General features: G+C 43.0%; 20 protein-coding genes and 1 CRISPR repeat array. Of the genes, 13 read left to right on the plus strand and 7 right to left on the minus strand.

What is annotated here, in order from left to right; translation table 11 throughout:
* Window positions 1-290 precede the first annotated feature (290 nt).
* Window positions 291-1,634 carry a DEAD/DEAH box helicase gene (locus tag V7L01_RS34150; protein ID WP_335042765.1) on the minus strand — a complete coding sequence of 448 codons (1,344 nt, stop codon included), beginning with the start codon at window positions 1,632-1,634 and terminating at the stop codon, window positions 291-293.
* 225 nt (window positions 1,635-1,859) lie between these two features.
* On the opposite strand from V7L01_RS34150, the gene infC reads away from it, so the two are divergent.
* A complete protein-coding gene (gene infC, locus V7L01_RS34155; RefSeq protein WP_335042766.1) occupies window positions 1,860-2,372 on the plus strand; it encodes a translation initiation factor IF-3 in 513 nt (170 codons plus the stop codon).
* A 161-nt stretch (window positions 2,373-2,533) separates the two neighbouring features.
* Here the strand turns inward: infC and V7L01_RS34160 are convergent, their stop codons facing one another.
* Window positions 2,534-3,148, minus strand: a complete 615-nt coding sequence (locus V7L01_RS34160; protein ID WP_335042767.1) for a TetR/AcrR family transcriptional regulator — start codon at window positions 3,146-3,148, stop codon at window positions 2,534-2,536.
* Between the two features lie 250 nt (window positions 3,149-3,398).
* Here V7L01_RS34160 and V7L01_RS34165 point away from each other — a divergent pair, with 250 nt between their 5' ends.
* The 8 genes from V7L01_RS34165 to V7L01_RS34200 all read left to right on the plus strand — a co-directional run bounded on the left by V7L01_RS34165 (window position 3,399) and on the right by V7L01_RS34200 (window position 12,358).
* The gene (locus V7L01_RS34165; RefSeq protein ID WP_335042768.1) at window positions 3,399-4,706 is read left to right on the plus strand and encodes an HlyD family efflux transporter periplasmic adaptor subunit; all 1,308 of its coding nucleotides are present in this window, start codon (window positions 3,399-3,401) and stop codon (window positions 4,704-4,706) included.
* Window positions 4,703-5,878 carry an ABC transporter permease DevC gene (devC, locus tag V7L01_RS34170; RefSeq protein WP_335042769.1) on the plus strand — a complete coding sequence of 392 codons (1,176 nt, stop codon included), beginning with the start codon at window positions 4,703-4,705 and terminating at the stop codon, window positions 5,876-5,878. The genes V7L01_RS34165 and devC overlap by 4 nt, the downstream gene beginning before the upstream one ends.
* 87 nt (window positions 5,879-5,965) lie before the next feature.
* Window positions 5,966-6,670, plus strand: a complete 705-nt coding sequence (locus tag V7L01_RS34175) for a DevA family ABC transporter ATP-binding protein (protein WP_335042770.1) — start codon at window positions 5,966-5,968, stop codon at window positions 6,668-6,670.
* Between the two features lie 151 nt (window positions 6,671-6,821).
* Window positions 6,822-8,351, plus strand: a complete 1,530-nt coding sequence (locus V7L01_RS34180; protein WP_335042771.1) for a YifB family Mg chelatase-like AAA ATPase — start codon at window positions 6,822-6,824, stop codon at window positions 8,349-8,351.
* 175 nt (window positions 8,352-8,526) lie between these two features.
* A complete protein-coding gene (locus V7L01_RS34185) occupies window positions 8,527-9,543 on the plus strand; it encodes a YihY/virulence factor BrkB family protein (RefSeq protein ID WP_335042772.1) in 1,017 nt (338 codons plus the stop codon).
* Window positions 9,544-9,699: 156 nt separating this feature from the next.
* Window positions 9,700-10,251 carry a DUF421 domain-containing protein gene (locus V7L01_RS34190; RefSeq protein WP_335042774.1) on the plus strand — a complete coding sequence of 184 codons (552 nt, stop codon included), beginning with the start codon at window positions 9,700-9,702 and terminating at the stop codon, window positions 10,249-10,251.
* 40 nt (window positions 10,252-10,291) lie between these two features.
* Window positions 10,292-11,587, plus strand: coding sequence for an adenylosuccinate lyase (purB, locus tag V7L01_RS34195; protein WP_335042776.1), 1,296 nt, complete (start codon window positions 10,292-10,294; stop codon window positions 11,585-11,587).
* Between the two features lie 216 nt (window positions 11,588-11,803).
* Window positions 11,804-12,358 carry a DUF4126 domain-containing protein gene (locus tag V7L01_RS34200; protein WP_335042777.1) on the plus strand — a complete coding sequence of 185 codons (555 nt, stop codon included), beginning with the start codon at window positions 11,804-11,806 and terminating at the stop codon, window positions 12,356-12,358.
* Between the two features lie 92 nt (window positions 12,359-12,450).
* Here V7L01_RS34200 and hemH read toward each other — a convergent pair whose 3' ends face one another.
* Window positions 12,451-13,617, minus strand: coding sequence for a ferrochelatase (gene hemH / locus V7L01_RS34205; RefSeq protein ID WP_335042778.1), 1,167 nt, complete (start codon window positions 13,615-13,617; stop codon window positions 12,451-12,453).
* Between the two features lie 94 nt (window positions 13,618-13,711).
* Between hemH and V7L01_RS34210 the strand changes: the two genes are divergently transcribed.
* On the plus strand, window positions 13,712-14,335 hold the full coding sequence (locus tag V7L01_RS34210; RefSeq protein WP_335042779.1) for a class I SAM-dependent methyltransferase: 624 nt from the start codon (window positions 13,712-13,714) through the stop codon (window positions 14,333-14,335).
* Between the two features lie 275 nt (window positions 14,336-14,610).
* A CRISPR array of direct repeats spans window positions 14,611-16,606; the repeat unit is 37 nt; unit sequence GTTTCAATCCCTAATAGGGATTTTGATGAATTGCAAT.
* A gap of 454 nt (window positions 16,607-17,060) precedes the next feature.
* On the plus strand, window positions 17,061-17,891 hold the full coding sequence (locus V7L01_RS34215) for a dienelactone hydrolase family protein (protein WP_335042787.1): 831 nt from the start codon (window positions 17,061-17,063) through the stop codon (window positions 17,889-17,891).
* A gap of 10 nt (window positions 17,892-17,901) precedes the next feature.
* Here V7L01_RS34215 and V7L01_RS34220 read toward each other — a convergent pair whose 3' ends face one another.
* The 4 genes from V7L01_RS34220 to V7L01_RS34235 all read right to left on the minus strand — a co-directional run bounded on the left by V7L01_RS34220 (window position 17,902) and on the right by V7L01_RS34235 (window position 21,031).
* Entirely contained in the window at window positions 17,902-18,843 is a 942-nt protein-coding gene (locus V7L01_RS34220) for an extracellular catalytic domain type 1 short-chain-length polyhydroxyalkanoate depolymerase (protein WP_335042780.1), read from the minus strand.
* Window positions 18,844-18,960: 117 nt separating this feature from the next.
* On the minus strand, window positions 18,961-19,203 hold the full coding sequence (locus V7L01_RS34225) for a hypothetical protein (RefSeq protein ID WP_335042781.1): 243 nt from the start codon (window positions 19,201-19,203) through the stop codon (window positions 18,961-18,963).
* Between the two features lie 280 nt (window positions 19,204-19,483).
* Window positions 19,484-19,756, minus strand: coding sequence for a hypothetical protein (locus tag V7L01_RS34230; protein WP_335042783.1), 273 nt, complete (start codon window positions 19,754-19,756; stop codon window positions 19,484-19,486).
* Between the two features lie 585 nt (window positions 19,757-20,341).
* The gene (locus tag V7L01_RS34235; RefSeq protein ID WP_335042784.1) at window positions 20,342-21,031 is read right to left on the minus strand and encodes a PD-(D/E)XK nuclease family protein; all 690 of its coding nucleotides are present in this window, start codon (window positions 21,029-21,031) and stop codon (window positions 20,342-20,344) included.
* 98 nt (window positions 21,032-21,129) lie between these two features.
* Here V7L01_RS34235 and V7L01_RS34240 point away from each other — a divergent pair, with 98 nt between their 5' ends.
* Window positions 21,130-21,552 (plus strand): hypothetical protein, encoded by a 423-nt coding sequence (locus tag V7L01_RS34240; protein ID WP_334837345.1) that lies wholly within the window; start codon window positions 21,130-21,132, stop codon window positions 21,550-21,552.
* Window positions 21,553-21,627: 75 nt separating this feature from the next.
* A partial coding sequence (locus V7L01_RS34245) for a tetratricopeptide repeat protein (protein WP_442937068.1) occupies window positions 21,628-23,104 on the plus strand: 1,477 nt, incomplete at its 3' end.

Below are 23,104 nucleotides of genomic sequence, written 5' to 3' on the forward strand. Positions count from 1 at the left end.
GAGCAGGGGAGAGATTCGTAGAAGTTCTTTCCCCTCTGCCCCTCCGCACCTCTGCCCCTCTGCTGATTTCACGATGATCTCACTTTTTCGCGTTGCTCCCTTCCTTCGTGTCCTTTGCGCCTTCGCGGTTCGTTTTTCCATTATTTTGCGTAAGTCCTGATTAGAACTGAATTTTCAGGTTATGTAGAAAAGAAGAGAGCGAAACCTAACCCCCTAATCCCATTCCCTTGAAAATTAAAAGCCTCTCTCGTGTTAGGAGAAAAGCTTTTAATTTGAACAGCTAATGAAGATTAGCGATCGCGTTTAGCAGAACGGCGCGATGCGGACGAACGAGCGCCAGGCTTATCGCCATCCGTGGCAGGTGGCGCTGCCTTACGTTTAGCCGATGTCTGTGGTGACGGTTTAGGAGTACGAGCCGGACGCTTATCACTTCCGGATTTGGCTCTGTGTTGGCGTCCATTTGGGATTGCTTCGGGCTTGGTATCGGGGTTGGGCGCAAAACCAGCGATCGCTTCCCTGGGTAAGCGTTGCTCGATCAGTTTTTCAATATCTGTCAATAAAGGGTATTCATCGACGCATACCAGCGATACGGCTTCACCTGACGCGCCAGCGCGACCGGTGCGCCCAATGCGATGAACATAATCCTCTGGGACATTGGGCAGATCGTAGTTAACTACATGCGGCAGTTCGCTGATGTCAAGACCCCTAGCAGCAATGTCTGTCGCTACCAATACCTGTAAGCTGCCATTCTTGAACTTTGCCAAGGCATTGGTACGCATCGGCTGGCTTTTGTTACCGTGGATTGCCAATGCTTGAATGCGGTCTTCGCCCAACTGCTTAACCAAACGATCGGCACCATACTTAGTGCGAGTGAACACTAGCACTTGATACCAATTATCTCGCCGAATTAGGTGAGCAAGTAATTGGCGTTTCTTGTCACGGTCTACTTGGTAAATTTTCTGTGCGATCGTCTCGGCGGTAACGTTGCGGCGGGCTACCTCAATCATCTTCGGGTTATTCAGCAACCCGGCGGCGAGTGTCTTAATTTTGTCTGAGAAAGTAGCGAAAAATAGTAAATTCTGTCGCTGTTTGGGCAGCAGTGAGAGGATGCGGCGGATATCATGAATAAAGCCCATGTCCAGCATTCGATCTGCTTCATCTAGCACCAAAACCTCAATATGTGATAGGTTTACCGTGCCCTGCTGTACGTGATCTAGCAGTCGCCCTGGAGTAGCAACCAAAATATCCACTCGATTTCTCAAACGCTGTTTTTGCAGATTAATACCGACTCCGCCAAACATCACCATCGAGTTTAGCTGCAAATACTTGCCGTACTCGCGCACGCTTTCTTCCACCTGTGCGGCGAGTTCGCGAGTCGGGGTGAGAATCAGTGCCCGGATCGGCGGGTATCCCTTATATGTAGTTTTAACGCTCTTGTCGGACGACAACCGATGCAGGAGCGGCAGGGTAAAACTAGCGGTCTTTCCAGTACCAGTTTGGGCCCCAGCTAGCAAATCGCTACCTGACAATACAGCAGGAATCGCCTGTATTTGGATTGGCGTGGGTTCAGTGTACCCGCGTTCGGTAACCGCACGGATAATTTCATTGGACAAGCCGAGAGTAGAAAAAGACATAAGACTCCAAAAATAACATCGGCCTGTCGCCAATGGCGGCGTCAGTCTTAGGCGGACGAATAACAAATTATTGAAAGGCTGGATGGGCAGTAGCGCGAAGACTGAGAGCGAGTGCCGCAGTACTGCATTCTAACAGATTGCAGTCCATTGTGTCGTTAAAGTTGCTCTGATTCAGTGTTGTGTTAAATTAGCATTACTTGCTTGCTTGCAAAGTAAAGTAAAGTATTGAACAACTGGGAGAAATTCATTATCGCAATCCAAAAGCAACTGATTAATTCGCAAATCAAGTCACCTCATGTCTTCTTGATTGACCATGAGAATAACAATCGTGGTCTGATCGGCACCAATGAGGCGCTAGAGCTAGCCGAAAGCTTAGAGCTTGACTTAGTTGTAGTCTCCGAAGGCAAAGACGCTCCAATCGCGAAGATTCTCAACTATGGCAAGCTTCAATATCAAAAGAAAAAACGTCAGAGCCAGAGTGCTAGACCCACGGTAAAGGAAGTCCGGTTCGGTCTAAACGTGGGTGTCGCTGATTACAATTTACGCATAGAACAAGCGGGTGAGTGGCTGAGTAAAGGCGATTCAGTCAAGTTTGCCATTCGTTTACGAGGGCGAGAACATCAATATCGTGACAAAGCAGGAGAACTGCTAGACCGAATTGCAAACGATCTCGGTCAAGTAGGTAAAATCCAGTCACTGGATAAACGCGCCTTAGTTGTTCAAGTCATTCCTGCTTAGTTAATCTAGCGATCGCTAAAAAATGTATTTGTGGCAGCTTGTAAGGAACGAAAAAAGCCGGAGACAGTACTGTAGCTTCTATGGAAAAAATAGTCAACTGTTACTCAAGGCGAATTTGATTTTCCGACCAAACAAGCGCCACGCGCCGGGATATAACCAAATCAATCGGCGCATTTTGCGATCAGGTGTGTTAAAGCATCAATCAGGCGATCGCTTTCCATTGGTATAATGTCTTCTCCATGCATCACATTTTGAGTAATATGAAAATGCACCAATGCTCCTAAGAGAATTCTCGCTGTTGCCTCTGGGTCAGGTATCTTTAATTCCGGAGCTGCCAAGTAGTGAGTGAGAGTTTCCGCTACTGGCTTAATCATCGCCCGAACACAAATTTGAGCTAACTCAGGAAAACGCCCAGATTCCCCGATTAGTACTCGCATAAATGCACTATGTTCTTTGTCGTTAAGCATCTGCTCTAATGCTTTGGTTGCTACTTGGTGCAGTATGGCAGTTGGTTCTCCTTCAATAGGTTCTGTGCCAAAAATGGAGCTGTTCTTTTTGCTTGTCAGTTGCTCTAACAGTACTTTAAAAAGTCCTTCTTTATCTTGAAAGTGGCTGTAGACTGTCGCTTTAGAAACACCTGCTGCTACCGCTACCCGATCCATGCTTGTACCAGCATAGCCATGTTGAAGGAACTCTTGCATTGCCCCTTGCAGAATTTGCTCCACTTTATCAACGGAATTGTCTCGATCCACTTCGCCAGCTTTGATGCGTACCATTTATTAATCATCCTTTCTTATAAACAATATTAATAGATGCTGGAAAATGCCCCAGTCCAAAATGGCGAAAATAAATATACCCTTCGTTGAAGGGGGCAGGGGGCAGGAATAGCATTTCGCTGCATAATGCCTTTGCAAATTGATTGACAAGTTTAGTTGTATCATATTGACTAAACTAGTCCGTTTAGTTTAGCATGAATTGAACTGGACAGTTTAGTACAAGTTGCTACTGGTGGTAAGGAAAAATAGTATGGAGCAAAACAGGAATTCAGAGGGTTTAAGGTCTTCTCAGAATCTTGTGCGATCGCCTGTTCTACTTGCAATAATTGCATCTCTAGCAATAGGCGGAATCAGTGTTTTTGCGGTGATGAAGCTTCAGGCTACAGCTAATGAAAAACAAAAAACCCCAGTAGCAGTTCAACCTGTGGTAAAAACAGTCACAGCATTAGGGCGATTGGAACCAAAGGGAGAGGTAATAAAACTGTCAGCCCCTTCTTCTACTGAAGGAAATCGAGTAGAGCAACTATTGGTGAAAGAAGGCGATGGCATCAAAGCTGGGCAGGTAATTGCGATTATGGACAACCGCGATCGCCTCCAAGCTACTTTGGGTGAAGCACAAAAACAAGTTCAAGTTGCCAAATCCCGCCTTAACCAGGTAAAAGCTGGAGCTAAACAGGGAGAACTTGGAGCACGCCAAGCTACCGTGAATCGTCTGCAAGTAGAACTAGAAGGAAATATTAAAACTCAGCAAGCCACAATTAATCGTATAGAAGCAGAACTCCTTGGGCAACAACGGAGCTTGCAAGCAACAGTGGCACGCGTCGCAGCCGAGAGACGTAATGCCCAAGCTGAGGTGCAGCGCTACGAGACTTTATACAAAGCAGGAGCAATTTCTAGCCAGGAAGTTGATAGCAGACGTTTAAGTGCAGAAACTTCCACTCAAGCGTTAATTGAAAGCCAAGCTACTCAGACAAGAACTGTAGCTACCCTACAACAGCAGCTTAACGAAGCAAAAGCCAACCAGGGTCAAACTCTCGCCAGTTTACAACAGCAGATTAACGAAGCAAAAGCTAACCTGAATCAAACTGCTGAAGTCCGTCCCACAGATATAGCAAATGCACAGGCAGAGATAGACAGCGCTCAAGCCACCGTGGAGAAAATTAGAGCAGAAGTGGCGCAAGCATACGTTGTGGCTCCTAAAGCCGGTCGGATTTTGGAGATTAATACACGAGCCGGAGAAACTGTTGGCGATGAAGGAATTGTGGCTCTAGGTCAAACCGACCAGATGTATGCAGTAGTAGAAGTCTACCAAAGTGATATCAAGAGAGTGCGTCCGGGACAGGATGTGCGGATAAGCAGTGATTCTTTACGCAATGAATTAGAGGGAAGAGTGGATTGGATTGGTATGCAGGTAAAGCGGCAAAATCTAATCAACGCCGATCCCTCTAGCAATATTGATGCCAGAGTAGTGGAAGTGCATGTGCAACTGAACAAACTATCTAGCCAAAATGCTTCTAGCTTAACTAATTTGCAAGTCAAGGCGGTAATTGAACTGTGATTGGATTTATCCAGCAACTGCGGCGGCGAACCCCTTTAGGATGGCTGCAACTGAGTCATGAAAAAGGTCGTCTTTTGGTGGCATTGGGAGGTATTGCCTTTGCCGATGTTCTGATGTTCATGCAGTTAGGGTTTCAGACTGCTTTGTTTGAAAGTAACACAATCCTGCATCGCAGTATGCAGGCTGATATGTTTGTCATTAGCCCCCAAGCACGTAACCTAGCAAATATGTCTAATTTTACGCGGCGGCGGCTGTATCAAGCAATGGATGTACCAGGTGTAAAGTCCGCAGAAGGAATGTATGTCAACATTATTGATTGGAAAAATCCCCAAACATATCAGAAAACGACAATATTAGTTATGGGGTTCAATCCCGATCGCCAAGTGTTTAACTTAGCGGATGTAAATCGCCAGGTTGATGCTCTTAAGCTACCAGATACCGTTCTCTTCGATCGCGCCTCTAGAGGAGATTATAACGAAGCGATCGCTAAAATTGACCAAGGTAAAACTGTCACAACCGAAATAGAACGGCGAACAATTACCATTAGCGGCTTATTTTCAGTTGGGGCTTCCTTCATCGCCGATGGTACTTTAATTACTAGCGACCAAAACTTTTTACGACTATTTCCCAGACGAGAAGCCAGCAGTGTCAGTCTAGGTTTGGTGCAACTGCAACCAGGCTATGACCCAAAACAGATGAAAGCAGCTTTAGAAGCTCATTTAGATGATGATGTCAAAGTTTTAACCCAAGCAGAATTTATCGAATTTGAAATAAATTACTGGAAAACAAATACGGCTATTGGGTTTATCTTCAGTTTAGGTGTAGCAATGGGGTTTATGGTGGGCGTGATTATCGTCTATCAAGTTCTTTCTACAGATGTAAATTCTCACATGAAAGAATACGCCACTTTCAAAGCAATGGGATATAACAATCTCTACTTATTAGGTGTGGTGTTTGAAGAGGCGATAATTTTGGCAATTTTGGGCTTTATCCCAGGTGCGATCGCACCTTTAGGGCTTTATCATTTAACTCGTAATGCGACTAATTTACCACTTTACATGACCGCAGCACGGGCTTTGACGGTATTAACTCTGACTATGATTATGTGCATAATTTCTGGTGCGATCGCTACCCGTAAATTACAATCCGCTGACCCCGCAGATATGTTTTAAATTAGTCCTTAGTCATTAGTCATTAGTCATTTGTTACTCAAAAGGACTAAGGACAAATGACAATCATCACGAGTAATCGAGCTATTTATGACTAGGAAACCCGTCATCTCTGTGAAAAATCTCGACCACTATTTTGGTCATGGTCAACTCCGCAAGCAAGTTCTTTTTGATATCAACCTGGATATTAACGCTGGCGAAATTATTATTATGACTGGGCCTTCTGGTTCTGGTAAAACTACACTTCTTACCTTAGCAGGGGGCTTGCGTTCTGCCCAATCCGGCAGTTTGCAAATATTGGAACAAGAACTGTGTGGCGCTAACAAAGCACAGCTTACGCGGGTGCGACGCAATAACGGTTATATTTTTCAAGCGCATAACTTGCACGGTAGCTTGACAGTACTCCAGAACGTCAGAATGGGCTTGGAAGTGCATAATAATATTTCGCCAGCAGAAATGAAAACCCGGTCAGCCCAAATGTTAGAGGAGGTAGGATTAGGGCATCGCCTGAATTATTATCCTGATGATTTATCTGGGGGGCAAAAACAAAGAGTTGCGATCGCTCGTGCTCTAGTTGGTCATCCTAAAATTGTCTTAGCGGATGAACCCACCGCCGCCCTTGACAGTAAATCGGGACGAGATGTAGTCAACCTGATGCAAACACTAGCTAAAGAACAGGATTGTACTATTCTCTTAGTTACTCATGACAACCGCATTCTAGATATTGCCGATCGCATCGTCTACATGGAAGATGGCAAGTTAGTAAATGACACTGCTGTTGTTGCAGCTACTTAGGCTGGTTCTCCTAAAGACTTTTTATTAACAAGAAAACAGCCAGAAAGTGCTATTTAACTATTTTGAGTGAAAAATCGTCTCTGTAGTTTCACTAATGCCAATCTAGCGACTCATCTGCTAGAGATTTGAAAGGTTTACTGTTATATAATAAATGCTTGCCAGAGTCTGGAGTGCATCAATTGTGGGCATCGATGCCGTCAAAGTCGGCGTGGAAGTCGATGTGTCAGGGGGATTACCGGGAATTGTTGTCTTGGGACTGCCAGATTCAGCGATTCAAGAATCACGAGAAAGAGTCAAAGCAACGCTGAAGAATGCAGGTTTCGCCTTTCCCATGCGGAAAATTGTGATCAATTTGACTCCGGCAGATTTACGGAAAGAAGGCCCCTGTTTTGATTTGCCTATTAGTGTGGGAATTTTGGCGGCTTCTGAGCAAGTTAGCCCTGATTTGTTGGGGGATTATCTATTCTTGGGCGAAGTCTCTCTGGATGGCAGCTTGCGTCCGGTGGCTGGTGTTTTGCCGATCGCAGCAGCAGCCCAAAAGATGGGAATTGCAGGTTTAGTTATCCCTGCTGATAATGCCCAAGAAGCAGCAGTGGTTGAAGACTTGGCTGTTTACGGCTGCAAACATCTGTCTGAGGTAGTGGATTTTTTAAATAATCCCGGACGTTACAAACCTGTGCAAATCGATCGTACAACAGAAATAGCAACAGTATCTTACCCTGGCACAGATTTGCATGATGTGAAAGGACAAGCTCATGCGCGTCGTGCCTTAGAAATTGCTGCTGCTGGTGGGCATAATCTTATTTTTGTCGGGCCGCCTGGTAGCGGGAAAACCATGTTAGCACGCCGCTTACCAGGAATTTTACCGCCGTTGAGTTTTGCCGAATCTTTAGAAGTGACTCGCATCCATTCGGTGGCTGGTTTATTGAAAAATCGCGGTTCCTTGGTACGCGATCGCCCTTTTCGCAGTCCCCACCACTCAGCATCCGGGCCTTCTCTGGTGGGTGGCGGTAGCTTCCCTCGTCCTGGGGAAATCTCATTATCTCACAGGGGCGTGCTGTTTTTGGATGAACTCACGGAGTTTAAACGAGATGTTTTAGAATTTTTGCGTCAACCTCTGGAAGATGGCTATGTCACAATTTCCCGCACCAAACTATCAGTAATGTTTCCCGCGCAGTTTACTTTGGTGGCGAGTACCAATCCCTGTCCTTGCGGTTACTATGGCGATACCATCCAACAATGTACTTGTTCTCCTCGGCAACGCGAGCAATATTGGGCAAAACTTTCTGGGCCGTTAATGGATCGAATTGATTTACAAGTTGCGGTGAATCGCTTGAAACCAGAGGAGATTACCCAACAACCTACTGGAGAAGCATCAATAACAGTGCTACAACGAGTGCAACAAGCAAGCGATCGCGCCATTACCCGCTTCCAAGGAGAAGCAAATCTGCGTTGCAATGCTCATATGCAAAGTCGTCATCTCCAGAAATGGTGCAAGCTAGATGATGCTAGTCGCAATTTATTAGAAGTAGCAATTAGAAAATTAGGTTTATCGGCAAGAGCAAGCGATCGCATTCTCAAAGTAGGGCGGACTATTGCAGATTTAGCGGCAGAAGATGAGCTAAAAACTAATCATGTGGCGGAAGCAATTCAGTATCGCACAATTGATAGAATGCAGTAGTAATAGCTATTTTTAGGTAATTTAAAACAACTAAATCGCATTGTCATGTCACTATAAAATTCTAAATTCCTCCCCAAGGACGCTTGACAAACTCCCTTGGGGGGATGCCTCAACTTATGAAATCAGTATCAAATATATCAGGAAGTAAGCGACATCCCCAAAGGAGACTGATTGGATGAATTTGCAGGCGATTTGGAAGTTATTACAAGAGACATTCAAAGAATGGAGTGAGGATAAAGCCTCACGGTTAGCGGCGGCGTTAGCTTATTACACGATTTTTTCCATCGCCCCGTTACTAATTATTGTAATTGCGATCGCAGGGGCAGTATTTGGAGAAGAGGCGGCGAGGGGGCAAATTGTTGGACAAATTCAAGGTTTAGTTGGCAAAGATGGGGCACAATTTATTCAAACAGCTATTAGCAATGCTAACAAACCACAGACAGGAGCGATCGCTTCTATCATTAGTGTTGTAGTTCTACTCTTGGGTGCTACTGGTTTATTTACCGAGTTGCAAGATTCCCTCAACACGATTTGGGAAGTGAAACCGAAACCCGGACGCGGCGTCACTAACATGATTCGCCTACGCGTTTTGTCTTTTGCAATGGTGATCGGTATTGGCTTTTTACTTTTAGTTTCTCTGGTAATTAGTACGGCGTTAGCAGCATTAGTAACCTACTTTAGCAACTTGCTGCCAGGTGTCGATTTCCTCTGGCAAATTCTCAATTTTATCCTCTCTTTTGCCATCACTACATTCCTGTTCGGACTCATTTTTAAAGTTCTACCAGATGTCGAAATTGGTTGGAGTGATGTTTTAATTGGAGCTATGCTCACCTCCTTTTTGTTTTCTATCGGGAGATTTTTGTTAGGACAATATTTAGGTAATGGCAGTTTTGGTTCAGCCTATGGTGCCGCTGGTTCGCTGGTGGTAATCTTAGCTTGGGTTAACTATGCCGCGCAGATTCTTTTCTTCGGAGCGGAATTTACCCAAGTTTATGCCAGAAGGTACGGTAGCGGCATAACCCCATCTAAACATGCCATACCTTTATCGGATAACACGGAAAATAATGGCAAGGCTCCAACAAGACAAGCATCGGCTAATAAAAAGCCTTCTTCTAACTTTATTAATCGCTTATTCCAGCCTTTTAAGAAGTCCAAGCGTTTAAAACAGAGAAGAAAAAATCAGCGATTTTAATCCCTGAATCCTGGAATTATATGTTTGTAATTCTGATAGATGTTGAAGTATTTAACCTCTAGTAAAAGTCAGTTTTATGAAATAAGACCACAGATAAATAACCAAATACTGGATTTTTTCCAGAAATTTATTGAGAAAGGAAAAAAATCAGTGCTAATGGAAAAATGGTTTTTTATCAATTGGCAGGCAATCTTTATTCCTAGCATCAGCATCTTTGAGTTAATTATCCGTGGTTCGCTGGTCTATTTAGCGCTGTTCTCAGTGCTACGTTTTCTTCCTAGCCGACAACTAGGAACACTAGGAATCACTGATTTACTCGTAGTTGTGCTATTTGCTGAAGCTGCCCAAAATGCTATGGCAAGTAATTATACATCAATTACTGAAGGCGCTATCCTGGTAGGAACTGTGATTTTTTGGAGCTACTTGCTGAACTGGTTGGGCTACAAAATACCCCAGTTCCAACGTTTTCTGAATCAGCCACCACTGCTATTAGTAAAAAATGGTCGGATGATTGAGCGTCATTTGCAACGAGAGTTAATTACAGACGATGAGTTGATGAGCAAGTTACGTCAGCAAGGTGTGGAATTTTTAGCAGATGTGAAGTTTGCATATATGGAGGCTGACGGCAGGATTAGTATCATCACCTTGGACTCTAAAACTAGTTCCGTCCCTGAGCAAAAAGCAACACTAAAAAGCGATCTACATTGATTAGACTGTAAAATATGACGGTTGTATTCTGTGCCGAACTGTGATTGAGCGTTATACTTTGCCCGAAATGGCTAATCTATGGAGTGAAGCCTATAAACTAAAAACTTGGCTGCAAGTCGAAATTGCTGTTTGCGAGGCTCAAGCTGAACTTGGTTACATTCCATCTGAGGCTGTTGAGGAAATTAAGGCTAAGGCAGATTTTGACCCCGATAGGGTGCTGGAAATTGAGGCTGTAGTCCGCCACGATGTTATCGCTTTCTTGACAAATGTCAACGAATATGTAGGTGATGCCGGCCGCTATATTCACCTGGGTTTAACTAGTTCGGATGTTTTGGATACAGCTTTAGCACTGCAATTGGTTGCCAGCCTGGATATATTGTTGCAACGTCTGGAAGATTTGATTCAGGTAATTCGCGAAAAAGCACGGGAACATCGTCAGACGGTGATGGCTGGTCGATCGCACGGTATTCACGCTGAACCGATTACTTTTGGTTTCAAGCTAGCTGGCTGGTTAGCTGAAGTGTTGCGACACCAAGAACGCCTGAGAATTCTCCGCGAAACGATCGCTGTGGGTAAGATTTCTGGTGCGGTGGGAACATACGCGAATGTTGAACCGCGTGTAGAAGCGATCGCTTGTGAAAAACTCGGACTCAAACCGGATACGGCCTCAACCCAAGTTATTTCCCGCGATCGCCACGCCGACTATGTGCAACAATTAGCTTTGGTAGCGGCATCCATCGAACGTTTTGCTGTAGAAATTCGCAATCTGCAAAAAACAGACGTTCTGGAAGTTGAAGAATTCTTTTCCAAAGGTCAAAAAGGCTCCTCGGCAATGCCACACAAGCGCAATCCCATCCGTTCGGAACGGTTGACGGGAATGGCGCGACTCGTCAGAAGCCATGCCGGTGCAGCTTTGGAAAACATTGCTCTTTGGCATGAGAGGGATATTTCTCATAGTTCTGTAGAACGGGTAATTTTGCCAGATGCTTGCACTTTGACGCACTTTATGTTGTCAGAAATAACCGACTTGGTGAAAAACCTGTTGGTCTATCCTGAGAACATGAAACGAAATCTCAACTGCTATGGCGGCGTTGTGTTTAGTCAAAAAGTGCTACTTGCTTTAATAGACAAGGGAAGCCAGCGAGAGGAAGCTTATGCGATCGTTCAAGAAAGCGCTCACGCCGCTTGGAACAAGCCGGAAGGTAATTTCCAGGACTTGATTAGCAAAGATCCTCGCGTTACCGAAAAGTTGTCTCCAGCAGAACTAGAGGTCTGTTTCGACCCCCAGCAACATCTGAAGCATTTAGAAGAGGTTTATCAACGGTTGGGCATTTAGGATTAATTTGCTTGTAGTGAGCGCTTAAGCGCTTACTACTAATTTGTTACCCAAAAAATACGCAAATATTGTCAAAAAACAATATATTAAGATACCAAAAATCTTTAACATTTCATTGCTAAAGACTGTCAGTTTGGTGCTCGAATTTTTGTCAGATTTGGGTAGTATACATAACAAATACTTACTTATTTGTTTATTAGTGCTTCGAGTGCCTTGATGATTGAAATCCTAGCCACACTTTCAGCCTCTGCGGCAGCAGGAATGAGAATAGGTATACCTCTGCTGATCGTGGGATTGTTGCAGGGTAGTAACTTGTGGTCGCAAGTACCAGTTTTATCTCACATTTCTCCACCAATCTTATTCGGCTGCCTAATCTTTTGGTCTTTAGTTGAATTATTAGCCTCAAAAAAGTTATGGGGGCAAAGATTGCTACAACTAGTTCAGTTATTAATGTCTCCCGTGGTGGGAGCAATTATGGGTTTAGCAGTAGCTAACGCAACAGCAACACCAAACTGGCTCATTGCTTTAATTGGGGGTTCATTAGCTTTAGTACTCCAGCTAGTTCAAGTTGGTTGGTTCTATCGGTTACGCGGCTTGCCGTTGTGGGCAGTCTTTCTTCAAGATACCTTGTGTGTTGCTCTAGTACTTTTTGCCTTTGATGCTCCCTGGCAAGGAGGATTAATTGCTTTAATACTGCTCTGGTTTGCAGTTCGTAGTGCGAAGCAGTGGTATGACTGGTATCACAACAAGAGCAGGAGGTATGGGGCATAAGGCAGGGGGCAGGGGGGAGAAGATTTTTCTCCTCTGCACCCCCGCTCCTCTGCACCCCCGCTCCTCTGCTTGTTTTCAATGCTCAATGCCTTTTATTGCAAAAGTCCAATCATATGCAAAAAGCCGTGACCGGTAATCAGCTCGATGATTAAGGCAATGAAGCCCAGCATGGCAATCCGGCCATTCCAGACTTCAGCGCTAGTAGTCAGACCCCATTCCCAACGCTCTTGGGGATACATTTTCACCATTTTTTTCATTTGGGCAGCTTGCGAAAGCTTGAAACTGGGGTTTTTCAGCGCATCAATCACTAAGCTTGCCAGTGCATTAATAAATACCGGATGGGTATTGGGAGCAGGAACGCGACGGAAATTATGAATTCCTGATTCTTCTGCTACTTCCCGATACTCAATATCAATTTCTTGCAGTGTCTCAATATGCTCTGAGACAAAACTGATTGGCACGACAACCAAATCTTTCACGCCTTTTGCACCTAGTTCTTTGAGGGCATCCTCAGTATAGGGTTGGAGCCATTCTACTGGGCCGACGCGACTTTGGTAAGCTAAAGTGTGGGCATTGGGTCGATTGAGGGTCTGCATAATCAGGGCAGTACATTCCTCAATTTCTTGCTGGTAGGGGTCGCCAGCCTCTTCAACGTAGCTTTTGGGAACGCCGTGAGCGCTGAAGAATATATGAACCTCGTCTGGATTAGGAAACTGTTCGAGTTCTTGGGCTACGAGTTCCGCCATTGCTTGCAGGTAGCCTGGTTCTTTGTACCAGGAAGGAATGACGGTGTAATCAATAGGTTGAAGCTTTGAGTCTTCTTGCCAAAGCTTTTCTAATAACCGGAAGCTGGAACCACTGGTACTAATAGAAAACTGGGGATAGAGTGGTAAGATTACCAGGTGTTCTATATTATCTTGAGCGATCTGTGCGATCGCTTCTTCTGTATAAGGATGCCAATAACGCATTCCCACGTATATATTGGCTTCTTGTCCTAAATAACCCAACTGTTCTTTGAGAGCTTCCCCTTGCGCTTCTGTGATCTGCCGCAGTGGAGAACCACCACCGATTTGCTTATAATTCTCTTGAGATGTTCTGGTTCGTCGCGAGGCAATAAACCAGGCTAGGGGTTTTTGCAACCAGCGAAATGGTAGGCGAATAATTTCCGGATCGGAAAATAGGTTGTACAAAAACGGCCCGACATCCTCTAGCTTATCGGGGCCACCGAGATTGAGTAATAAGACGCCTACACGACCCATAGCAGTTACTTTCCCCCAATCTTTTCAGGTTTTTTACTAATGTTAACAATATATCTTTATTAAATAATAAAGCTTAATAGCAAGGAAATATGCAATGGCAACAATTTTAAGGGATTGGAGTTACCGCTATCAGTGGCTATATGATGGTATCTCTCGTTTAGCAGCCTTAAGTGTAGGTGGTGAAGCTCGTTTTCGACAACTTGCTTTGCAAGGCTTAACAATTCACTCAGATACTCAAGTTTTAGATTTATGTTGCGGCAGTGGTCAAACGACGCAAGTTTTGGTAAAATTTTCACAAAATGTAACAGGATTGGACGCTTCACCCAAGTCTTTGCAACGAGCGCGGCAAAATGTACCATTAGCTTCTTATGTCGAAGCTTTTGCCGAGAAGATGCCATTTGCAGATAATCTATTTGATGTGGTGCATACCAGCGTTGCACTACACGAGATGCAGCCTGAGCAATTGCGAAAAATTATCAGTGAAGTTTATCGGGTGCTGAAACCAGGAGGGGTGTTTACGCTGGTGGATTTTCACGCTCCTACGAATCCGATATTTTGGCCTGGGATATCAGTGTTTTTGTTGTTGTTTGAGACGGAAACAGCTTGGGAATTGTTAAAAACTGATTTGGCTGGATTATTAACTGAAACTGGGTTTGAAGTGTGTGAGCCAACTTTATATGCTGGTGGTAGTTTGCAAGTGATACAGGCGAAGAAGTGAAGGATACGCTTTAGTTATATTTTGCACCTGCCCAATATTTAGCCAAGAGATAAATTTCTTGGCTAATAGCTTAGGGACTTCCAACAAATAAATTATCCAATCTTGTGGGGTGGACATCTTGTCCGCCCTTGGCTATGGGCGGGCGAGACGCCCACCCCACAAGAAGTAGTTGAGTATTTTTTATTTGGAGTTCCCTTAAGTCCATTCAAGTGGACTACAGCCTTTACTCACTCTTGTTTAAACCACAGCATCCATGACTAAATATTTATATAAAGGTTTCAATCCCTAATAGGGATTTTGATGAATTGCAATTCCTGCAAATGCATCCACAGAATCTACTTTAATTAGTTTCAATCCCTAATAGGGATTTTGATGAATTGCAATAATGCCGTTAACGTTTGATAATTCCGAAGCTTTTGGTTTCAATCCCTAATAGGGATTTTGATGAATTGCAATCTTGCGCCCGAACAGGAGTTTCTACTGTGGTTGCGTTTCAATCCCTAATAGGGATTTTGATGAATTGCAATCATGGTGGACGGCTCATGTTTCCAGCCTTTAATTGTTTCAATCCCTAATAGGGATTTTGATGAATTGCAATGTCCTTCAATATTTCCAAATAATTCTTTGTGGCGTTTCAATCCCTAATAGGGATTTTGATGAATTGCAATTGCGAGGATAATCAAAGGATGATTAGCTATCTTCTGTTTCAATCCCTAATAGGGATTTTGATGAATTGCAATTCTAGGTTTCGCCACGCTCAAAAGGTAAAAGGAGAATAGGCTGTTTCAATCCCTAATAGGGATTTTGATGAATTGCAATTCTTGAGGGAAGCTGATGAGTTCAAAGGATTTACGAAGAAAGTTTCAATCCCTAATAGGGATTTTGATGAATTGCAATACCACACCGGACGCATTGTAAATCTCGTCATGTTGTTTCAATCCCTAATAGGGATTTTGATGAATTGCAATCCCTTCCCCAATCTCTCTTATATTTCCCCGTGTAATCCGTGTTTCAATCCCTAATAGGGATTTTGATGAATTGCAATTGATTCATTGCTATTTTCCTTGTTTTTAGCCGCTTGTTTCAATCCCTAATAGGGATTTTGATGAATTGCAATGATAGCAAGGCAACATACAATACAGACCGAGAACGTTTCAATCCCTAATAGGGATTTTGATGAATTGCAATGAGGTACTTTTTAATCAAGAACCCTATTAGAGCCGTTTCAATCCCTAATAGGGATTTTGATGAATTGCAATAATTCTGCAAGTAATGGGTCAATAGCTACCCTTTGGTTTCAATCCCTAATAGGGATTTTGATGAATTGCAATTCTTTCGTCAGCGATCGCATCCGGCGACCAAAAACACTCGTTTCAATCCCTAATAGGGATTTTGATGAATTGCAATTTTGTTGATATTGCGATGCGTATGTGTACTCACCTGTTTCAATCCCTAATAGGGATTTTGATGAATTGCAATTCCCGGCAGCCGCCGTACTATAAAGCAATCGCTCGTTTCAATCCCTAATAGGGATTTTGATGAATTGCAATACCGGGAGCGCCTTTGTAATCGTAATTTTTAATCGTTTCAATCCCTAATAGGGATTTTGATGAATTGCAATTTTAAGGTGTCACTTTATCCGAAGGGTGTCTATTGTTTCAATCCCTAATAGGGATTTTGATGAATTGCAATTTACCATCAACGAGCAACAATTCATCGCTGGCATCTGCGTTTCAATCCCTAATAGGGATTTTGATGAATTGCAATCTCTACCCTAATCTCGCCAAACTTATTTCTTGGTTTCAATCCCTAATAGGGATTTTGATGAATTGCAATCTGTGCAATTGTTTGACTATTGGGGGAAGTGGGCTGTTTCAATCCCTAATAGGGATTTTGATGAATTGCAATAGCTGTACAAGCGTGGGGTGAGAAAACTGCTAGTTTCAATCCCTAATAGGGATTTTGATGAATTGCAATAAGCACCGAAGCGATGCAACATACAATACAGACCGTTTCAATCCCTAATAGGGATTTTGATGAATTGCAATTTCGTCTGTACCATCATCACCACCCCCAGCTCCACCACTTGTTAGTTTCAATCCCTAATAGGGATTTTGATGAATTGCAATTCGAAGCCCGCATTATTGATACACGATGGTTTGTTTCAATCCCTAATAGGGATTTTGATGAATTGCAATTCGTAAGACAGTTGGTGGCAAGTCTATTATCCTGAAGTTTCAATCCCTAATAGGGATTTTGATGAATTGCAATAGCGGGAGCCTGAAACCCAAGCTATATTTAGTTTTCAAGGTGCGGTTTCGCGATTCAAGAGCAATCATAGCATTAGAGAATTCGTTTGGAAAGAGTGTCGGGAAAGGTTGAAGGCTGAAACCTAATTCTTGTAAGCATTTCAGAGATTGCGCGAATTAAAATTGGGCATTAATGGGCTGAAATGCTTGCTGGCGTTGAGATAGAAGGACTTTTTTGCGGCTGTGGAATTTGTACACCTACCCTACCGCGCATTTGATCGTACAGGAACCTAACTATAAAGGAACTTAGCACAGAAAATTGTTTAGGTGGCTTTTTCTTTGGCAATACGTCCGACTTTTCGATAACGACAGCCACAGATAAGGAACGCTTAGACGGCAAAGGAAGCTAATATCGCGATAAACTGATTGCTAAACCGTAGTATTTACAAAGTTTTTGCCAATTCAAGGTAGAGATGATGAAAGAAATAACACGCCGCAAATTTATTGCAACTGCCACCGTGGCGACGGGTTTTGCCCTCGCAGTACAACCCATTTCTGCCGAAGTCATCACCACCGATGCCAAGGGGTTGGTAACTGGTGCGGTGAAAATTCCCGTTAAAGATGGGGAAATTCCTGCTTACAGAGCAGCACCGGCTACTGGTGACAATTTCCCTATCGTCCTGGTAATTCAGGAAATCTTTGGCGTACACGAGCATATTCAGGATATCACCCGTCGTTTTGCCAAGTTGGGGTATTTAGCGATCGCACCCGAATTATTTATCCGTCAAGGCGATGTCACTAAGTTAAGCAATATAGACGAAATTCGCCCAATTGTCGCCAAAGTACCAGATGCCCAAGTGTTATCCGATCTTGATGCAACTGTAAGCTGGGCGGTGAAATCAGCTAAAGGTAATGCCGATAAATTGGCAATTACAGGCTTCTGCTGGGGTGGTCGCATTACCTGGTTATATGCAGCCCATAACCCCAAGGTGAAGGCTGGTGTGGCTTGGTATGGACGGCTTGTGGGCGATGCTACCGAACTTCAGCCCAAATATCCCGTCGATATTGCATCAAAACTGACAGTTCCCATTCTCGGACTCTACGGCGGTAAGGATACGGGTATTACTCTCGATACAGTAGAGCAGATGCGCGATCGCTTAAAGTCCAGCAGCAGCAAATCTGAAATCATTGTCTACCCGGATGCACCTCACGCTTTTTTTGCCGATTATCGCCCCTCCTACCGCGAAAAAGAAGCTAAGGACGGTTGGAAACGTCTTTTAGCGTGGTTTAAGCAAAATGGTGTTTAACGATATCAATCTACGAACTGTGAGTTTGAAAAAAGTTCCAAATTGTTTCACTGGCGTTCAGCCCCAGCTTTGCATTGAATTTGTTTACACTCTCGTCAGTTGAAGAACCACCAGGCCAGAAATGTCCACCGTTTACTACCGCTAGCTGCCAGACTTCTGAGTTACCACTACAACCTGTGTAGATAGCGGTTTTCACTTTATCTTTAGAAAACTTCGGAGATTCATTTGATGAAGTACATCGATCGTGCGATCGCCAAAAATCTACCATATCTGAGATAGAAAGTAGCGCTCCTCGTTGAGTGCGATCGTCACCTTCATAAAGGACATCGCGATCGTTTGTACCGTTGATCGTTAACATCGATATAGAAGTTCGAGGCTGGCAATTAGATTTGAGTCTAACTGGGAGCGAACCAGCTACTGATGCAAAACCAGAAATTTTATCAGGTAACTTACAAGCCAGTGCTTGGGTAAGTATGGCACCTCTAGAAAAACCGGTGGCATAAACTTTATGGCTATCAATTTTGATTTGCTGCTGAAGATGATTAATCAAAGCATTGACAAATGAAACATCATCCACCCTTCCTTGAGGGTTACCTCTAAGGCTCCATTTTTTGTCAATTCCATCTGGGTAAACAACAATAAATCCTTTTTTATCTGCTAATTCATTGAAACGAGTCACATTACTGATAGACCGACCATTACCATCATCTCCATGAAACACTAAAACTAACGGCATCGGGCGGTCTGGATTATAAGATTTTGGAGTGTAAAAATAGTAAGTACGTAACTTTCCTTGGTCATATAGTTCTCCATAATTATCACCACTCACAATTTTTTCTTTAGTTATATTTTTTTCTTCAGCCTGAATTGAACCGCAGGCTGTCACTAAAGTAATTCCAAGTATAAATATTGTAATTTTTTTTAAAATTCGAGAACTTTGATATATATTCATGTTAATTAAATTGACTTATCTGAGATACTTGTTTTACTTTGCAAGTCTTATTTAGCAACAAATTTTATCTAATAGAGGCTAACAACCCTACTTGAGTTGTTAGCCTCTATTTAGATATTAAACTCTTACATTTACATAACGAGCAGGAACTCGAACCTTAACCCACCTGTTACCGCGTCGTACTGTTTCCCAATGTGCAGGAATTAACTTTCGTTGATATCTGGCAACAACAGGTCTATGCACAATACCAGCTCTATGAACATTAGGTCTGACAATGATTTCTGCTGCCGATGCTTGTGACGGCAAGGAGGAAATTGCCAATGGAAGAGCAAGTAATGTACCTAATAAAATACCTTTCATGTTCAAATCTCCATCAATTTAGTTGAGTCTTCTACAGCATTTATCAATAATTAGCGAACAAATATTCTTAGCTATTAGGTTTACAGTAAGTTCTATTTGTTACACGACTTAATTGATTTGCTGTATTGCTCTCAGTTTAAAAGACTAAACAAGAAGATACAGTGGAATAAAGTCATAATTTCAGTATGACTTTATTCACATTTTGGACTTTGAACAAAAAAGGGAGTCCGGTAACTCCTCTTTGATTAGTATTATTTATTACTTGCTTCTTGACAATGACTTACACAATTTTTAATGCGATCAGACCAATCAATACGGCAAGACCTAGCCCTCTGCGAAAATAATTAACGCCTTGAAATAGTTCCAGCCACGCCCAAGTAAACAAGGAGGCATTTGCCACAAAGTCTAATACTGTATTGGTTTTACCACTTGGAAAAGCTAGAGTTAGTAAACTAGCTGCTATCCAAAGAATAAGTGGTGGGTTTGGCACTTGAGCTATAACAATATTGCCACTGCTGTCACGAAAGGTTTTATCAACTAATGTATTTTCCATTATTTGAAATTGCCACTTACTTAGGTAAAAATATTAACTTGCAAAAATTGCGGTTCGTTCTATTGAGAAGACACTGAAATTTTATTGCAAGTTATTTAATAACATTACAGCATCAAAGAAAATCTATTTTCACCTATCTAATTGCTGAGATTAGAGCGGTAAAGGATATGCATATATGAATATATTGAAAGGCATACTTATCCCAATTCAATATTAAAAAAGCCTTATTTAATATCTGACTTTTCACGTTATGTGGAAAAGTGCACGAAAAACCTAACCTCCTAACCCCCAACTCGTCGCGGGAAGGGGGAAAATTCTATTTCTCTCGTCCTTTAAGGAGAGAGAAATAGAAGTGAGGTTTTCCAGATACCGTGAAAAGCCTTATTTAATCTGGATTACCAGGTTTTTATCTGTAAAATTTGTATCATGCGAAATCCGCTATGTCTAAGGACAAATGACCAAGGGCAATTAAACAGTTTGTAATTACTAATGGCATCAAGTCCGGGTAATTAGTAATGTTGGATGCATATAAAACCCGACATCTGTGTATTATGCAGTCTTTCGGTAACTTTGCAATCTCACTGACTAACCCCAAACGCTTCTGCGTTCCCAATATTCAGCAACTCTTTTTTCCCACTCCTCCCAGTAATCTTTTATGACTGCTGATTCAAACCAAAATACCTCTGCTGGCATTTCTGGAATCGCTACTACCAAGAGAGCGTGCTTTAGCTGAATGCCATAATCCCGATAATACTCGTTAGCTGCTCCTATGTATGCCGTAAGTTGTAGTGGATGTTCATATAAATGCTCAATTGAACCTTTGGGTTTGTCTGCTGTTTTCCACTCGCAAATACAAGGAATACCTTGATAGCTGGCAATACAATCAACTTTGCCAGAATAACTCAAATCATGATGAAAAACAGAGCCTTCCACAAGTCTAACTGTATCGATTTGTTGTAAAACTGGCTGGATACTCTCCCAATAAGGGCGACTCGCTTCGGGACAAACAGGGTTTTGTCCAAGCAGGTAGCGCTCAATTTGTTTGTGTGTTTGGGTTCCCCGACGGCTAGCAGTTGTAGTAATGCGGGTAGCTTCTTCTGTACCAACACGCGCTTTCCAGTTTAATAATCTGTCTCTGTCTGCTTGTGATTTGGTGGCATTAAGTATTGTAGTCACGCTGGGAAAACGATTTCCGTTGGCATCTACATAATATTGTTTACCATTTTCTCTTTTAGCTGTGGCATTAATCCGAGGTAGCAATTGGGTATCATGCATCAGTTGGTGTGTTGACTTTAATATGTGTGATATATTTCCGAAATAGACAGAGTTACATTTGTATTTCCCAGTGGGATGTCGTATTTTATTACTAAATTATGGAACCTGTAACATTAACAGCAGTTGCAACAGCGATCGCTACTATAGTTTTAACTAAAGCTCTAGAAAAAACTGGCGAAAAGCTTGGGGAAGCTGCATTAGACAAAAGTCGTGAGTTAATCGAACAGCTACATAATAAAAATAAATTACCCTTGCTAGCGGATGCAACACAGCAGCCGTTAGATTATGGCAAAGCGGTGCTGGAGTTAAAAGCAGCAGCAGATGCAGATACTGAAATTGCTCAATCTGTGCGAGAAGTGGAAGCAGCAGCAAATGCTGATCCTCAAGTAGCGCCGAAAGTCCAGGCGCTAGCGAATGACCTAAATTCGCAACCAGCAGGTGTTATCAATTCTACAAAGTTAGCTGAATCTATTAAAAACGTCTTTCAGGGAAATACTTTCACTGGTACTAATATCTTCTGACTACAGTCGCCTGTTGAGGAACGGGTAAAGTTAAATCCTTCTACTGAAACACCGCAAAATTTACCCCTGAGTGGGGTGGTGGAGTTTATTGGACGTGAAGCTGAACTGCAAAAGCTGCATGAGATGTTGCAGGAAAATAATCAGGTGGTAATTGCTGCGATCGCAGGCATGGGTGGACTGGGTAAAACAGAACTGGCCTTACAATATGCAAAGGCTCACCGTGAAACTTACAAGGGTGGAATTTGCTGGTTGCTGGCAAAGGCTGAAGATGTGGGCATTCAAATTGTCCAGTTTGCCAGAACTCACCTTGATTTAAACCCACCAGAAGATTTTGATTTACTCGCCCAAGTGCAATACTGCTTTCGGCTTTGGCGTGAGGGCGATGTGCTGATAGTCTTAGACGATGTTGGAGAATATCAACAAGTTAAGCCTTATTTACCTTCGTTATCTTCCCGGTTTAAAGTGTTGATTACCACGCGCCAACACTTAGGAGCATCTATAAAGGAATTATCTTTAGATGTATTGCAACCAGAAGCGGCGCTGGAGTTATTAAAGTCATTTTTTAAAGAAACACTACAGCGAATTGAGCAAGAATTGGCTGTTGCAAATCAGTTGTGTGAGTGGTTGGGATATTTGCCTTTGGGTTTGGAATTAGTCGGGCGATATTTGGCCCGGAAACAGGATTTATCTGTAACAGAAATGTTGCGGCGGTTGGAGAAAAAGCGACTAGAACAACCCGCCCTTATGAAATCAGAAGGCGATATGACAGCACAACGGGGTGTGTTAGCAGCCTTTGAGTTGAGTTGGCAGGAATTAGAAGACAGCGATAAGCAGCTTGGCTGTTTGCTGAGTTTATTTGCCGCAGCACCTATACCTTGGCACTTGGTGGAACAGTGTTTAAAAGATGATGATACAGAATATTTAGAGGAAATTAGAGACGATAGCTTGTTGAATCTGCATTTGCTACAACGCAAAGGTGAGGGAACCTACCAACTGCATCCATTGTTGCGGGAGTTTTTTCAATACAAGTTTACGGATTTAGATCGGGCAGAGAATTTCAAGCTTTGGTTTTGCAAAGTAATGGTAGAAGTTGCCCAATATATTCCTAACTCGGCCACCCTTGAGCAAATCACCGCCGTTTCTCCCGCCATTCCTCATATAGCTGAAGTAGCGAATCATCTCATTCAATACGTCAGCGATGATGATTTAGTTTGGCCTTTCTTCGGCAACGTTACATTTTATAATGGTCAAGGTTTATATAACCAAGCTTTACCTTGGTGCAAACAATGTCTAGAAGTCACTAAAAATCGCTTGGGAAAAGAACATCCATCTGTCGCCTTTAGCCTCAACAACCTAGCGGGACTCTACTACTTCCAAGGCAGATACAGCGAAGCCGAACCCCTTTACATCCAAGCTTTGGCACTCAGGCGTCAACTGCTCGGAGAAGAACATCCATTTGTCGCCGTTAGCCTCAACGACCTAGCGTCACTCTACCGTTCCCAAGGCAGATACAGCGAAGCCGAACCCCTTTACATCCAAGCTTTGGCACTCA

This window comes from Nostoc sp., from assembly GCF_036917095.1.
GTDB lineage: Bacteria > Cyanobacteriota > Cyanobacteriia > Cyanobacteriales > Nostocaceae > Nostoc.